General features: G+C 70.1%; 8 protein-coding genes. 7 read left to right on the top strand and 1 reads right to left on the bottom strand.

What is annotated here, in order from left to right:
* Positions 1 to 37 precede the first annotated feature (37 nt).
* The 5 genes from AC1HFH_RS03110 to AC1HFH_RS03090 all read left to right on the top strand — a co-directional run bounded on the left by AC1HFH_RS03110 (position 38) and on the right by AC1HFH_RS03090 (position 8,580).
* Positions 38 to 2,023, top strand: coding sequence for an Hsp70 family protein (locus tag AC1HFH_RS03110; protein ID WP_480245923.1), 1,986 nt, complete (start codon positions 38 to 40; stop codon positions 2,021 to 2,023).
* The gene (locus tag AC1HFH_RS03105) at positions 2,023 to 4,539 is read left to right on the top strand and encodes a LuxR C-terminal-related transcriptional regulator (RefSeq protein WP_480245922.1); all 2,517 of its coding nucleotides are present in this window, start codon (positions 2,023 to 2,025) and stop codon (positions 4,537 to 4,539) included. The genes AC1HFH_RS03110 and AC1HFH_RS03105 overlap by 1 nt, the downstream gene beginning before the upstream one ends.
* Positions 4,540 to 4,583: 44 nt before the next feature.
* Positions 4,584 to 5,675, top strand: coding sequence for a hypothetical protein (locus AC1HFH_RS03100; RefSeq protein WP_480245921.1), 1,092 nt, complete (start codon positions 4,584 to 4,586; stop codon positions 5,673 to 5,675).
* Positions 5,676 to 5,827: 152 nt separating this feature from the next.
* Complete coding sequence (locus AC1HFH_RS03095; RefSeq protein ID WP_480245920.1) at positions 5,828 to 7,189, top strand: S1 family peptidase; 1,362 nt, start codon at positions 5,828 to 5,830, stop codon at positions 7,187 to 7,189.
* A 56-nt stretch (positions 7,190 to 7,245) separates the two neighbouring features.
* On the top strand, positions 7,246 to 8,580 hold the full coding sequence (locus AC1HFH_RS03090; protein ID WP_480245919.1) for a S1 family peptidase: 1,335 nt from the start codon (positions 7,246 to 7,248) through the stop codon (positions 8,578 to 8,580).
* A 1,253-nt stretch (positions 8,581 to 9,833) separates the two neighbouring features.
* On the opposite strand, the gene AC1HFH_RS03085 is transcribed toward AC1HFH_RS03090, so the two are convergent.
* Positions 9,834 to 10,526: a DUF8020 domain-containing protein gene (locus tag AC1HFH_RS03085; RefSeq protein ID WP_480245918.1), complete on the bottom strand. Its 693-nt coding sequence runs from the start codon at positions 10,524 to 10,526 to the stop codon at positions 9,834 to 9,836.
* 452 nt (positions 10,527 to 10,978) lie between these two features.
* On the opposite strand from AC1HFH_RS03085, the gene AC1HFH_RS03080 reads away from it, so the two are divergent.
* Both AC1HFH_RS03080 and AC1HFH_RS03075 read left to right on the top strand, forming a co-directional pair.
* Positions 10,979 to 14,212, top strand: a complete 3,234-nt coding sequence (locus tag AC1HFH_RS03080; protein ID WP_480245917.1) for a (Fe-S)-binding protein — start codon at positions 10,979 to 10,981, stop codon at positions 14,210 to 14,212.
* 515 nt (positions 14,213 to 14,727) lie between these two features.
* Positions 14,728 to 15,015 (top strand): putative quinol monooxygenase, encoded by a 288-nt coding sequence (locus tag AC1HFH_RS03075; RefSeq protein WP_480245916.1) that lies wholly within the window; start codon positions 14,728 to 14,730, stop codon positions 15,013 to 15,015.
* Positions 15,016 to 15,066 lie beyond the last annotated feature (51 nt).

Below are 15,066 nucleotides of genomic sequence, written 5' to 3'. Positions count from 1 at the left end.
CGTTCCGGACCGCCCGACATCCGCAAGGGGTGCCCTGATGACTGAACGCCCGGCTCTCGGCATCACCGTCGGCACGGCGAACTCGACGGCCGTGGCAACTGCGGCCGACGGCGGCGACCCGATCGCGGTGGTGCGGCACCGCAGTGCGGTCCGGCTGAATCCCGAGACCGGCGCGAGCTTCGCGGAACCGACCGGGGCGGACCCGGCCGGTTCCGTCGTCCTGGAGGGGTTCCTGCCTCGGGTGGGCGATCCGGTGGACATCCTGGCCGAAGACGGAACCAGTTACGCTGCAGCCGATCTCGTAGCAACCTCGATCACGTTGCTGGCCGACGAGGCTTTGGCCGCCGTCCCGGACGCCTCCGGCGAACCCACCACCGTCGCCTGCCATCCGGCCTGGTGGCGTGACACCACCGTCGAGACCTTGCGCGCCGCATTGGATCGCACCGGAGCGAATTCGGTGACCCTGGTACCCGAGCCGGTGGCGACGCTGCGCCGGTACGAGATCGAGAACGGGTTACTGGACGATGGCGCCCTCGTCGTCTACGACCTGGGCCGGAGCGGCCTGACGGTTTCGGTACTGCGCACCGGCGAGCAGGCCGGCCTACTGGGTCCTGCGGTTCACCGCTCGGACATCTCCGGTTCCGAGTTCGACCTCGCCACCGTTCGCTATGTTCTGGCAAATGCGCTCGACGGTGCGGAATTCGACCCGTTCGACCCGGAAATCGAGCACGAGTTGACGCAATTGCGAACTCGATGCAGAAATGCGAAAGAAGACCTTTCCATAAATACCGCCACCGAGGTCGACGTTCGGAATCCGGCGACCGGTGAAACCACTCGGGTGCGGGTGGTCCGGGCCGATCTGGAGAACCTGTTGCGACCGGCGGTACAGAGCTCGCTGACGGCGGTCCGGGACGCTGTGCAGCAGTCCGGTACCGAGCTGTCCGGCGTGCGTTCGGTCCTGCTGACCGGCGGTGGCGCGGCGATCCCGCTGGTTGCGGAGCTGGTCTCGGCCGAATTCGGGCTGCCCGTGACGACCTGCGCCGACCCCTGCACCGCGAGCGCGGCCGGCGCCGCCGAGATCGCCGCAGATCTGCAAGCCGTGCAGACCCCCGCCACCGCGCCGATCGCCGCGGCATTCGTGCCGGCCGGCGCGACCGAGGCACCGCCTGCTGCGGCCGAGGCGCCGACCACCGAGATCCCGGCAGCGGCCCCCGCCCTGCCGATCTCCGGCGACCTGCCGAAACTCCCGGCCGAACCGGAACCGCCCCGCCCGCTGGTGACGGCGAAGCGGGCCGCCATGGTCGCGGCGACGGTGCTGGCCCTCGGTGCGATGACCACCGGAACGCTGGCGATCAACAGTTCCGGTTCCGATGCCCCGGCATCCGCGGAAACCAGCACCTCGACACCCGGCGCCCCGGCCGCCGAGCCGGATGGGACCACCCCGAATGGCGCGACCCCGGACGGCAACGAATCCGCCGCGGACGGCCGGAACGCGGGTGCCCCGGGCGAGCGTCCACCGAGCGGGGAAGGTGCCGCGCCGAACGCGGGACCGCCCGAAGCGGGGAACCCGGCACCGGCCCCCGGCGATCGGACGGCCGCACCCGGCGGTCAGGCACCCGCGAACGGACAGCAGGCACCGTCCGACGGCAGCCGAACACCGTCCGACGGCAGCCGAACACCGTCCGAGGGCGGCCAAGCACCGACCGGCGGCGGCCAGGCACCGGCGCAGGATCCGGCACCCACACAGAACCCCGCACCACCGCAGACCCAGGACCCCGCCCCCGGCCCGCCTGCCACCCAGCCCGAGTACTCGCCGCCCCCACCGCCCCCGACCGTCCCCGACCTGCCGGGCCCCGGTGATGTCGTCGGCGGCCTCACCGACCCCCTCGGTGACACGGTCGGCGGTGTGGGTGACACGGTCGACGGTCTCGGCAACACCGCGGGCACCGGCGATACCGGAGGTGTCGGTGACACCGTCGGTGGCGTCACCAAGCTGCCCGGTCAGTTACTCGGGGGCAGCTGATGAACGGAATCGCCCTCGAGACCGTCCCGCACGCCCGCGATGTGCTGCGGGTGGTCGATTCGCTGCCGGAGCAGCCGGCCGTCCTGTTGCTGCGCGGACGGGCCGGCACCGGGAAGAGCACCCTGCTGGAGGTGGCCCGGACCCGGCTGCGCCGGCACGGCTGTGCGGTAATCGATGCGGTCGCCGCACCCGATGCCGCGGAACAGGGCGACCGGCGGCCGGTGCTGGTTGCCGACAATCTGCACGCCCTGGGCCCGAAACAGCTCGATTCGCTGCGGGCGACGGTGGAGGCCGGCGATGCCGCCCTGATCCTGGCGACTCGCCCCATCCCGCACCATCCGCCGTTGCGTGCCCTGTGCGATGCGGTGGCCCGGGCCGGGCGCACAGTGGAACTACGCGGGCTCAGCATCGGCGACATCATTCCGTTCGCCCGGGAGCTGGGCATGGTGGTGCCCCGGCAGGTCGCCCAGCACATCCACCAGCAGACCGCGGGCATCCACAGCGGCGTCGTCGCCGCGTTGACCGCCGCCCGCACCTGCCGCCTGGACGCCGGCATCGCCGCCGTGGACGAGGCATTGGCGGCATGGAGCCGGACCTTGCTGGAAGAAGCGGACCCGGACCTGCTCGACACACTGGTGGTGGCGGCCACCGGCACCGGCCTGGATGCCGGGGAGCTCACCGAGGTGCTCGGGGTCTCCCCAGCGACGGCCGGGGAACTCATCGACCGCGCCCGGGCGAGCGCCCTGGTCACCGATGCCGATCTGCTGCTCGGCGTGGCCGTCCCGCCGTTGCGCACGCTGCTGGGCGACCGGCGGTTCGTCGCCGTGCAGCGCCGGCTGCTGGGCGCCCGGCTGGATGCCGGATTGCTCCGTGAGGAGACCGGCCTGCTGCTCGCCGAATCCGGAGTCCGTGATGAACGCCTGGCCGGGTTCCTCTGCCGGGCCGCACCGCACCGGGCAGCCGATGCGGCCCGGTATTACGCGGCGGCGGTCGATGCCGGTGCCGCGGTGGAACCGATTGCGCTGCGCTGGGCGGATGCCGCCACGGTCGCCGGGGATGACGATACCGCGGTGCGGCTGGCCGAACCGGTGTTGAGCCGGGCCGGCGCCCAACCCGCCGAACTGTCCACCGCCGTGCGAATCTGCGCCGGGGTGCTGACCCGCCGCGGCCTGGCCGGGCGCGCCGCCGCGCTGTATCGGTGGTTGGGGCCGGGGCGAGTGGGCGCCGACTGGCCGATCGCGACCACCGTGCTCGCCCTCGCCGGCGACGCCGCCGGGGCGGCCGAGATGGCCGAATGCGCGCACCACTGGCCACCCACCCCCGGCACCGCAGACGCCCGGCTGATCGCGGGCGCCCTGACCGACTCGCTGGACCCGCACGGCTCCGGCACCCCCGGCGCCATCTCCGCACTGGTGCAGGCGGCCCGCACCGAAGGACCGGCCGCCCGGGCCCTGCCGTGCAGCGCCGTCACAGTGGCGGCGCTGCTCAGCCTCAGTGCAGGAGCTCCACAGCGGGCGGTCGATGCGGTGCGGGCGGCCGCCGGTTCCGGACAGCAACTCCCGGTGCTGACCGCCTGGACCGCGCTGCGCACCGGCGACGAAGCACTCGCGGCCGATCGGTTGGCCGGGCTGGACTTCACCGCGCTACCGCCCCGGGACCGGCTGTCGGCACATGCCCTCGCGGTCGGGTTGGCGCGCCGCAGCGGCGACGCCGCGGCCCTCCGGCAGGCCTGGGCCGCCGCCCATCCGCTGTGTGACGAGGTCGACGTCGATCTGCTCAGCCTGCTGCCGATCGGGGAACTGTGGCTGGCCGGCCTGCAACTGCACGACGAAGCCCGCTTCCAGCCGCTGGTCGATGCGGCCACCGAACTGCTGCGCCGCCTCGGCCGCGCCCCGGCCTGGGCGAACGCCTTCCACTGGTACGGGGTGCAGGCGGCGATCATCGCGAAATCCCCCCAGGACCTGCTGCCGCACGCACATGCCTTGAAGAATGCGGCCGCCGCCGGCGACCGGCAGGCCGCCGTCCTCGCCGACGCCGGCCGGACCTGGGTGCTGGTATTGCGCGGACAGGTGGACGGCCCGGCCGTCCGATCCGCGGTCGCGGCCCTGGCCGACCAGGGGCTCACCTGGGACGCGGCCCGGCTGGCCGGTGACGCCGCCCTGGCCACCGAGGACGCGGCCACCGCGAACGCCCTGCTGAAGCTGGCCCGGGCCGTGCGCATCCCGGCCCGTACCGAGACACCCGCGCCGCGCCCGACCTCGATCACCGGGACGCCGGAACCCGCCGAACCGGCTCCGGCCCGGCTCGGCCCGGAGGTGCTCAGCGAACGGGAACGCGAGGTCGCCGAACTGGTACTGCTCGGCCTGACCTACCGGGAGGTCGGCGCCCGGCTGTACATTTCCGCGAAAACAGTGGAGCATCACGTCGCACGGATCCGACGTCGCCTGGGTGCACGTTCCCGATCCGAGTTATTGTCAATGCTCCGCGCCATGGGACATGGCTCATTGGCGGTGTGACCTGCGGCGTGGTGGAGTCGACAGCCGAAGCGAGGTAATCGGAGATGGCCACTGGGGTGGGCCTGCGGATCGCCGACGACGAGTGCACAGCCGCTGTCGTGACCGATGGCGAGGCACCGCGGTACATCGTGCGGGAGCCGGTACTGCACATGTCGTCCGACGGCGATGCCGCCCTCGGTGGCAGTGCCCCCGAGGGCGCCGAGTCGATCCGGGGCTTCGCTGCCGCGGTCGGTGACCCGGCCGGGCTACCGGTGGACGAAGGCGCCGCCTACCGGGCCGAGGACCTGCTCGCCACCGCGATGTTCTGCCTGATCAACGAAACCGCCGAACTGCTGGACGGGCCGGCCGAGTTCTATGCGACGCATCCGGCGGACTGGTCACCGGATCTGATCGCCGTCGTCCGCGATGCGCTCGACTATCTGGGCCTGAAATCGGTGACGCTGATCAGCGAGGCCGAATTGCCCGCCGCCGGGACGACCGAGCCGAGCCGCGCCTACGCCGGGGCCGCCGCGCAAGCGGCCCTGGCTGCAGTGCTGGCCACACCTGCCGGAGCCACCCCGCCGGATCCGACCGAATCCGAGAACTCCCTGGTAAATACCGATGTCATGCCGGCCGTGTCCCGCCCGCCGGAGACACCGCAGGCCTATTCGGCCGCCCTGCCGGTGGCGGTGCCCACCACCGCCCTGGACCGGGCATCGGAACCGGAACCGAGCCCGGCATCCACCCGGTCGCGCACTCCGTTGCTGATCGCGGCCGCCGCAGCCGCCGGCCTGGCGCTCGGTGCCGTCGGCGTCGCGCTGCTCGTCCGCAGCCCCGAACCGCCCCCTGCTGCGGATGCCCCGCAGGCGCCGATCACCAGCAGCGAAACGCCTGCTCCGGTACCACCGGCCCCTGCGGAAGTCGCCCCGCCGCCTGCCACTGTTGCCGAACCGGCGCCGGAGGTCGTGCCGACGACGCCCCTGCCGGCGCCGTCGAGCGAACCGCCGGTCAGCACTGCGCCGGACAGCAGTTCCGTTCCGCCCACCACCGAAACACCGGCGACCAGCGAGACCACGACGACCACGGAACGGCCGTTCCCCTTCGACCGTGACTTCCCCTACAACGTCGATCCCCGGATCCCCCTGCCGGGACGCTGAGCCGTTCACCGGGCGCAGGTGTCAACGGTGCAATACAGTGAGGCGCCGTGGCTCGTTCGACCGGGTCCGGCGCCGCGTTCTGCCGTGAGGGCGGGCACATCAGCCGCGCAGCCGACCCGCTAGAGTGGCCTCGGTCACGACGAAGGGAACCCATGCTCGAGTTGGTGGCGCGTCGCGCCGCGATCAAGGCTGCTGCCCTCGGGGCCAGCGCAACCGTCCTGCTGGCACCTCTGCTCGGTACCGCGCCCGCATCCGCTGAGCCACCCACGCCGGCTCAGCTGTCCGTTCAGGACCTGCCGGCCGAACTGGTCACCGCCATCCAGCGCGACCTGCAGATGACCCCGGACGAATACCTCGATCGCGCTGCGCGCGCCCAGCAACTCCGGGACTACGCAACGGATTTCCGCGCCGAACGGCCGGAGTCGTTCGCCGGCGCCTGGCTCGGCCCGGACGGCGAGCCGGTGCTGGCCGTGACCAATCCGGATGCCGCGCGGATCGCCGCCGCCGACGGGTACGACACCCGGCTGGCCCCCGTCTCCGCGGACGGCCTGGAGGGCGCGCTGATGCAGCTGGCCGCATGGGTCGGCACGCTGCCGCGTGAAATCGCTGCCGCGATCAGCTCGGTCGCGATCGATGTGCTCGACAGCCAGCTGGTGCTCAACGTGGCGAACACCCCCGCCGGGCACATGCTGAACCTGCCGACGCTCATCGCGAATGTGAAGGTCGTGCTCAGTCCGGGCGGCGGCGGCCCGGTGGAGCGCCACCCGATGGGCGGCGACACCTACATCACCGCGACCACCGACCTGCACGACGCCTCGCTGGCCGGCGTCGATATCTGCTCGTTCGGTTTCAACGCCACCGATTCCGCCGGAAACGCACTCAACATCAGTGCGGGGCACTGCAATCCGTTCGTGGAGTCCGGTGAGTCCGCACGCGTCTACGTCCCGAATGTGCGGGACCTGCCGAACAGCCCCGAGGTCGGCACCTTCGTCCGGTCCGTTCTCGGCGGTCCGGCGGGGCTGGACTACTCGGTGATCGCCCTCAACGACCGGGCCGTGCGCGCCGGGATGGACCGGCCGTCGGTGCGGGGTGCGAACGGCACCACCCTGACCATCACCGGCACCGCCGAACCGGTCACCGGCGCGCCGGTCTGCAAGTCCGGCCAGTCGTCCACCTTCACCTGTGGCTTCGTCGTCTCCGACCGGGTCGAGACCCAGCTGTTCACCGCGGAGGGCGCCAGCAAGACCGTCCGCGGTTTCGCCACCTCGGCCTGCACGCTCGGCGGTGACAGCGGCGGCGCGATCGTCTCCGGCAGCCTCGCCCTGGGCATCACCAGCGGTTCCAATGCCGCGGAGGCCCCCAACTGCGCGGAGGCGAACTCGAAGCTGGCACCCTACGGCGGGACCGCCACGCTGGGTGTTCCGATCCGGGCGGTGCTGGCCGATATCGACGCCGGCGCCGGCGGTGGCCCGGGCGCCGGAATCACACTCCGAACCCAACCGATCGCCGGATGACGTAGTGACATACACCGAGACGCACCGGGTGAGCTGGATCTCTGTATAGTTCGATCATGCTCCTGCCACACATCGGCCGCTCCGCCGGCCACGCGCCGTCGGTGCGCGGCTCGGCCCGAGTCCGCAAGTCCCTGATCGCCGCCTCGGCGACCGTCCTGATGTTCGGCCCCACCGCCGGTGTGGCATCCGCCGAGCCGGCCCCGGAACCCGCCTCGGACCTGCCGGCGGCGCTGGTCGAGGCGATCGACCGGGACCTGCAGATCGACGCGGGCGAATACCTGCGCCGCGCCGATGTGGGCCAGCAGCTGGCCGGATTCGTGACCACCGCACAGGAGCAGTTCCCGGACACGTTCGGTGGCGCCTGGCTCGACGACGCCGGCCGCCCGATCGTCGCCCTGGCGCCCGGTTCCGGCACCGAGGAGGCCCGGACCGCGGCCGAATCGGCCGGGTTCGAGATCCGCAACGTGGCCAAGAGCGAAACGGCGTTGCGCGAGGAGAAGACTGCGTTCGAGAACTGGCTGGCCACACAGCCGCCGGAGATCTCGAACTTCGTCCGCGGCGCGCTGATCGACCCGGTGAACAACTCGATCGCCGTTCAGGTCGAGCACGCCGGACTGCCGCTGCCCAGCTTCATCGACCCAGCCCTGGTCCAGGTGATCGCGCCGCCGCTGGGCGCCCTCCCGTCGCTGTCCGCGCAGCCGACCACCACGCCCACCGGCGGCGCGCTGCTCGGCGGTGACGGCTACCAGTCCTTCGACGGCCGCCAATCGCTGAATTGCTCGCTGGGCTTCAACGGCGTCGACGGCGGCGGCAACGTCGTGAACATCACCGCCGGGCACTGCAACCCGGCCGTGGACTCGGGCGGCTCCGCCACCATGCACGTCGATATCGGCACCGTCGAGCCGGGGCCTCTGCTCGGCACCTTCGAGAAGTCGGTGCTCGGCGCGCGTGACTACTCGATCGTCCGTATCGAGGACAGCGCCCGCTCCCGGTTCGAGAACAACCTGGTCCGGGTGCCCGGTGCGGCACCGATCGCACTGGACGGCGTCGCCATCCCGGTGGTCGGCGCCCCGGTCTGCAAGTCCGGCGCCCGCACCGGCTTCAGCTGCGGTGTGATCAGCGCCGTCGAGCAGACCGTGACGGTCGGCGACCGCGATATGACGCGCAGCTTCGCCGCCGAAATCTGCGCCCTGCCCGGCGATTCGGGTGGCGCCATCATCACCGGCCGCCAGGCGCTCGGCATCTCCAGCGCCTCCTCGGTGGCCGATTTCAGCGGCTGCGCCATCCCGGACGCCATCGGGGCACTCACCGGTGAGGCACCGCTGCTGTTCGGCCAGCCGATCAGCGTCGTCCTCGAAGAGAACCCCGGCCTCGCCGTTCGCACCGGGTAGGGACTGGTCCGGAGCTCGAAGGGGCCGGTAGCGGATTGCCGCTGCCGGCCCTTTTCGTATGTAGCGCACCCCACCCGCAGGCGAGGAAGCCGACCGGGTGATCGTGCCCGGCGACTGACCGGCGCCGCCTGCCACCCGACCGCGGCCGCCGACGACCTGGGCATCGTCAGCTACGGCATCGTCCAGTGCCTGGAGATCAAGACCGAACGGCCGGCGGACAGCCGTCAGCAGGCACACCATGCACCGAGTCGCCGGGCCGGACGAGGCACGTCAGCACACGACGCGGTTCGGCGAAGCCCACCAGGGGCAGCCCACACCGACCGGTCCAGCATGGTGCGATGGCCCCCGCCGGATCGGCACCTACCCCAGGTTGCTGGGCAAGGCTGCAAGACCTTGCACCGAGATGTGCGGTCATGCATCGCCGGCGGTGCAACACCACGCATTTCGATACATGGCCGGCCCAGCAGTGCACCGAGTCGACGGTCCGGGCGGCACGCGAGGGCCAGCGACGCGGCCGACTACCGCGTCCGGGCCAGGCCGAGTGCGGTAGCCCGTGCAGCGAAACCTGTCCATGGCAGGCCGTTGCTCGCAGGGTAGCGACGGGGTGGGGATGTGCGGTCGGACTTCCCGGTGACGACACACCACGCCGTTCGATACGCGGTTCGAATCCGAACCGGACCGAGTGCAGCAGACGGGTACAGCGAGCCCCTCTATGGCCGACTACTGCCGCAGGGCAGCAGTCGGGGTGTGGATGTGCGTCGGGACGTGCGGTCGGACTTTCCGACGACGACACACCGCACCGTTCGATACGCGGTTCGAATCCGAACCGGACCGAGTGCAGCAGACGGGTATAGCGACCCTCCCAACGCCGACTGCTGCCGCTGGGCAGCAGTCGGGATGTAGATCGTCGGGATGTGCGGACGGAACTCACCGACGACGACACACCGCACCGTTCGATACGCGGTTTGCAAATCCGAACCGAACCGAGTGCGGCAGTCAGGTGATGCGGAACGTACTCGTGGCCGATTGTTGCCAGCAGGGCAGTGCGTCGGGGCCGTGGATGTGTGCGAGCAGGGCGCGGCACTGTCCGATGCCGGACTTACCGGTCGCCCGGAGCCCGATCGTCGGCCTGCGGGGCGACTGGGTTGCCGACTTCGAAGAACGGCAGGACACGACGAAGGGGCTGCCCATTTCGGGCAGCCCCTTCTTGTCGAACCCTCAGGAGCAGGCGATCTCGCCTACCCGCCGGAAGCTCACTTGTCGCCGGCCTCCTGCGGCTTGCCGCCGTTGGCCCACTTGCTGGTGCCCGGCTCGGCCATCAGGGTCTGCACCAGGTCGACACCGGCGGCGATGAGCGTCGGACCGCCGACCACGATGGTGCCGATGATGCCGCCGATGCCGGCGCCGGGCACACAACCAACAGCCGGGAGCACGACGCAGCCGACCACGAAACCGATCGCGGTACCGATGAAACCGCCGATCGCGGTACCGAGGCCGAACTTGCTGGAGAAGTCGTTGATTGCCCGCTGATCCTCAGCGGGCGAAGCGATCGGCTGCGCAACGATCGGCTGAGTACCCGGCTCCAGCCCCTCCGGCTTCTCCGCGGTGAGTTCCAGCGTGGCTGCATCCTCGCTGATCTCCGTGGCAACCGGGATCTCGGTGTCGCCGACCAGGAACTCCAGCGGCATCTCGACCACCGTGTTACCGGCACTGTCCTTGATCTCGGCGATCTCGGTGACCGGAGCCTCCGGGGTCTCCCCCTCCTGCTCGACGATCGAGAAGGTGCCGTTGGCGAGCGTCGCGACGATGGTCTTGTCGACCATCTTCACCGAGTACTTGATGTCTTCCACCGGAGCCGGCGCGGGCTCCGCGTGCACCGTCCCCATCCCCACGGTCATCGAGCCGATAGCCAGCATCGCCGCCGCAGTGGCACTACGGAAGTTCATTCAGTTTCCAATCCATCATCAGGTGGTGTACTGCGCGTTCGGCTCACTTGCGAGAGCATCTCAACCCGCCCACCGGCGGACTCTCCCCGAGCAATGTGAAGCCCCGCACAGCTGAGAGAACGATGTGACTCTAATCCAACGTTCCGACGTATGCGAGCCCGGATATCCGGCAGCGGGTAAGCCTGGCCTTAGTAATTGTCCTGATCATGGACCGGTTTACGGTGTTCATCGACCCAAACCAGGTCACACCCGGACGAATATCATGTGACATTGATCACAGAACATCCAACGGGTAAAGGCCTAGCAAACGAGGCCAGAGCACAAAACCCGATCCTACGGTGGACACCGGTAGTTACTGGCCGGTAACTTACGGGCAGTTACGATACGAGCCAACCGGGTGATCGCGACATCGCCCTCCGACCCTCGTGTTGCCTCTAAAGAAAGGTCGCGACATGAATGCCCTGACCGTGACGCTGGGCTTGATAGGCATGGCGCTCAGCCTCCTGTGCTGGGCGTCGTTCTTCGGCGGCGTTTGGAACATCGGCCGTGCGGTGACGCTCGGCCAGTCCGCGCCGGACCGCTGGCGGCCCTTCTTCCCGCGCCTGAAGACGATGCTGATCGAGTTCCTGGCGCATACGCGGATGAACAAGTTCCGCACGGTCGGCTGGGCGCACTGGCTGGTGATGATCGGCTTCCTCGGTGGCTTCATCCTCTTCTTCGAGGCCTACGGCCAGTCGATCAACCCCGAATTCCACTGGCCGATCTTCGGCGACTGGGCGATCTACCACCTGTGGGACGAGATCCTCGGCATCGGCACCGTGGTCGGCATCGTGACGCTGATCGTGATCCGCCAGCTGAACCACCCGCGGGTTCCCGCGCGACTGTCGCGGTTCAGCGGCTCCAAGTTCGGTCCCGCCTACATCATCGAAGGCATCGTGCTGGTCGAGGGTCTCGGCATGATCTTCGTGAAGGCCGGCAAGATCGCCACCTACGGGCATGCGAACGCCGCCACCGACTTCTTCACCATGAACGTCGCGAAGCTGCTGCCCGCCAGCCCGACGCTGGTCTCCATCTTCGCGCTGATCAAGCTGCTCTCCGGAAGCCTGTTCCTGCTGCTGGTCGGCCGCAACATGACCTGGGGTGTGGCCTGGCACCGGTTCGCCGCGTTCCCGAACATCTACTTCAAGCGTGAAGCCGACGGCGATGTCGCGCTGGGCGCCGCCAAGCCGATGATGTCCGACGGCAAGGTTCTCACCATGGAGAACGTCGACCCGGACACCGACACCCTCGGCGCCGGCCGGATGACCGACTTCTCCTGGAAGGGCTGGCTGGACTTCACCACCTGCACCGAGTGTGGTCGCTGCCAGTCGCAGTGCCCGGCCTGGAACACCGGTAAGCCGCTCTCGCCGAAGCTGCTGATCATGTCGCTGCGCGACCACGGCTACGCCGAGGCGCCGTACCTGCTGGCCGGTGGCCGCAAGGATCCCGGTGGCGACGAGATCGGCCTGGTCGACGCCGACGGCAAGCCGGACGAGGCCGCTCTGGCCAAGATCTCCGAAGCGGCTCGCACCGAGGCCGAGCGGCCGCTGGTCGGCCCCGCCGAGGTCAACGGTGTGATCGACCCCGAGGTGCTGTGGAGCTGCACCAGCTGTGGCGCCTGCGTCGAACAGTGCCCGGTGGATATCGAGCATGTCGATCACATCATCGATATGCGCCGCTACCAGGTGCTGATCGAATCGGAGTTCCCCTCCGAGCTGGCCGGCCTGTTCAAGAACCTGGAGAACAAGGGCAATCCGTGGGGCCAGAACGCCAAGGACCGGCTCAACTGGATCTCCGAGGTCGACTTCGACGTCCCGGTCTACGGTAAGGACGCCGAGAGCTTCGACGGCTACGAGTACCTGTTCTGGGTCGGCTGCGCCGGCGCCTACGAGGACCGGGCCAAGAAGACCACCAAGGCCGTCGCCGAGCTGCTGGCCACCGCGGGCACCAAGTTCATGGTGCTCGGCCAGGGCGAGACCTGCACCGGTGACTCCGCCCGCCGCGCGGGTAACGAGTTCCTGTTCCAGCAGCTCGCGGAGCAGAACATCGAGACGCTGAACGAGGTGTTCGACGGCGTCGAGCAGAAAAAGAAGAAGATCGTCGTCACGTGCGCGCACTGCTTCAACGCGCTCAACAACGAGTACCCGCAGGTCGGCGGCACCTACGAGGTCGTGCACCACACCCAGCTGCTGAACCGCCTGGTGCGGCAGAAGAAGCTGGTGCCGGTGGCCTCGGTGACCCAGAACGTCACCTACCACGACCCCTGCTACCTGGGTCGGCACAACAAGATCTACAACGCGCCGCGTGAGCTGATGGAAGCCTCCGGCTCGAACCTGGTCGAGATGCCGCGGCACGGCAGCCGCTCCATGTGCTGTGGTGCCGGTGGCGCCCGGATGTGGATGGAAGAGCAGCTCGGCAAGCGGATCAACATCGACCGCGTCGACGAGGCCCTCGACACCACCAACGCCACCAAGATCGCGACCGGCTGCCCGTTCTGCCGCGTCATGCTGACCGACGGTGTCACCGCCCGCCAGGAAGACGGTAAGGGCGAGGGCGTCGAGGTCGTCGACGTCGCGCAGCTGATGCTGGATTCCATCGAGCGGGTCGACCCGGCGAAGCTGTCGGAGAACCTGGTCGTCATCCAGGAGCCGAAGGCCGAACCGGAACCCGAGCCCGAACCGGAACCCGCACCGGCTGCGGCCACCGCGAGCGCGGCCACCGCCACCAAGGCGGCACCGACCGGCGGCGGCCTGGGCATGAAGGGTGCGGCCAAGGCACCCGGCGGGGGCGGCCTCGGTATGAAGGGCGCGGCCAAGGCACCGGGTGGCGGCGGCCTCGGTATGAAGGGCGGCGCCAAAGCACCCGGCGCGAAGCCTGCTGCCGACGATGCAGCCACCACCGAGTCACCGGCCCCGGCCAAGGGTCTGGGTATGAAGGGTGGCGCGAAGGCACCCGGCGGCAAGGGGCTCGCCATGAAGGGTGCCGCCAAGGCACCCGGCGCCAAGGCACCCGAAGCTCCGGCCGACTCGGCCGGCGAGGCCCCCGCGACCCCACCGGTCAAGGGCCTGGGCATGAAGGGCGGTGCGAAAGCACCCGGCGGCAAGGGCCTCGCCATGAAGGGCGGCGCCAAGGCGCCCGGTGCCAAGGCACCCGAAGCTCCGGCAGCCGAGCCGGCCGAGACCCCGGCGGAAGCTCCGGCCGAGACGAAGCCGACGGTCGCTGCCAAGGGACTGGCCATGAAGTCCGGTTTCAAGCGTCCCGGCCCCAAGGCCCCCGGCGCAGCCCAGGCCACGCCTGCCGAGCCGACTGCTGCCCCCGCCGAATCGGCCGAGCCGGCTGCGGAGACCACCGAGCAGGCCTCGGCTCCCACCGAGACCAAGCCGACCGTCGCCGCCAAGGGACTGGCCATGAAGTCCGGCTTCAAACGCCCCGGCCCCAAGGCCCCGGGCGCCGCGAAGCCGGCCGCCGAGCCGGAGCCGGAGTCGGCATCTGCGGCTGAACCGGCCGCTGAGTCCGCCGCCGAGCCGGAGCCGGCCGCCGAGCCCACCGAGAACGGCAACGGCACCCCGCCGGTGGCGCCGCCGACCGCCAAGCCGGGCGGTCTGGGATTCAAGGCCGGCGCAAAGGCCCCCGGGCGTAAGGGCTGACCACAGCCGACAACTGAACAGTCCTAGCTGGGCCCGGTTTCCTGCACAGGAAACCGGGCCCAGCTGCATCTGTTCGAATCGGCCTCGCGGCGGCGCCCGGATGGGCCTGCAGGGCCGGAATCCTCCGGGGCGGCACCGAAACGCCCGGAGCCAAGCATCTCGGATGCGCTGCTCGCACACAGATCGTCGCCGACCGTGCGGTTCGGGCTGTTGCAAAATGCGCAGGCCGGGCATTGCGGCGTCACGTCGGGGACGAAACAACTCCCGGCCGTTCCACGATCGGCCGCCGGCGAGCCCACAGGCATGCGGTGAACACGGCCCTGCCGGCCCGTACAACCCCGACAACACAGCCTCGTGGACGGCGCGACCGGGGCGGTCACCGCCCGTGCGGACGGCGGCCCCGATCACGGCAGCCTCGAACGCATCGGGCATCCGGGTGCTCGGCACCGATGAATACAGTCTCCCCTTCCCGTCTACACAGGTGACCCCGAACCGCAACGGAGGAGCGCCCGGACATGGTGATCGTCGCCGGATATCTCGTGGTGGACCCGGACCAGCGCGCGGCCTACCTGGCCGGCTGTATCCCGATAGTCGAACAGGCCCGCCGTGCTCCCGGCTGCCTGGATTTCGCCATCACCGCCGATCTCGTCGACCCGGCCCGGATCAACGTCTTCGAACGATGGGAGACGCAGGCTGCTGTCGAAGCGTTCCGGCAGGACGGGCCGGGCGCTGAACAGCAGGCCACCGTTCTCGATGCCAGGGTCGCCGAGTACGAGACTGCCGCGGTCCGGAACCTGACCTGATCCGGCCGCATTGACACGCGACTACCCACCGCGCAAGATCATGCGCCGGAG

This window comes from Nocardia sp. KT25-26, from assembly GCF_056627695.1.
This window is presented reverse-complemented; position numbering and strand designations above follow the sequence as displayed.

Excerpts from the sequence above, each read along its gene's own strand:
- AC1HFH_RS03110 (WP_480245923.1), top strand. The coding sequence starts at position 38 with ATGACTGAACGCCCGGCTCTCGGCATCACCGTCGGCACGGCGAACTCG.
- AC1HFH_RS03105 (WP_480245922.1), top strand. The coding sequence starts at position 2,023 with ATGAACGGAATCGCCCTCGAGACCGTCCCGCACGCCCGCGATGTGCTG.
- AC1HFH_RS03100 (WP_480245921.1), top strand. The coding sequence starts at position 4,584 with ATGGCCACTGGGGTGGGCCTGCGGATCGCCGACGACGAGTGCACAGCC.
- AC1HFH_RS03095 (WP_480245920.1), top strand. The coding sequence starts at position 5,828 with ATGCTCGAGTTGGTGGCGCGTCGCGCCGCGATCAAGGCTGCTGCCCTC.
- AC1HFH_RS03090 (WP_480245919.1), top strand. The coding sequence starts at position 7,246 with ATGCTCCTGCCACACATCGGCCGCTCCGCCGGCCACGCGCCGTCGGTG.
- AC1HFH_RS03085 (WP_480245918.1), bottom strand. The coding sequence starts at position 10,526 with ATGAACTTCCGTAGTGCCACTGCGGCGGCGATGCTGGCTATCGGCTCG.
- AC1HFH_RS03080 (WP_480245917.1), top strand. The coding sequence starts at position 10,979 with ATGAATGCCCTGACCGTGACGCTGGGCTTGATAGGCATGGCGCTCAGC.
- AC1HFH_RS03075 (WP_480245916.1), top strand. The coding sequence starts at position 14,728 with ATGGTGATCGTCGCCGGATATCTCGTGGTGGACCCGGACCAGCGCGCG.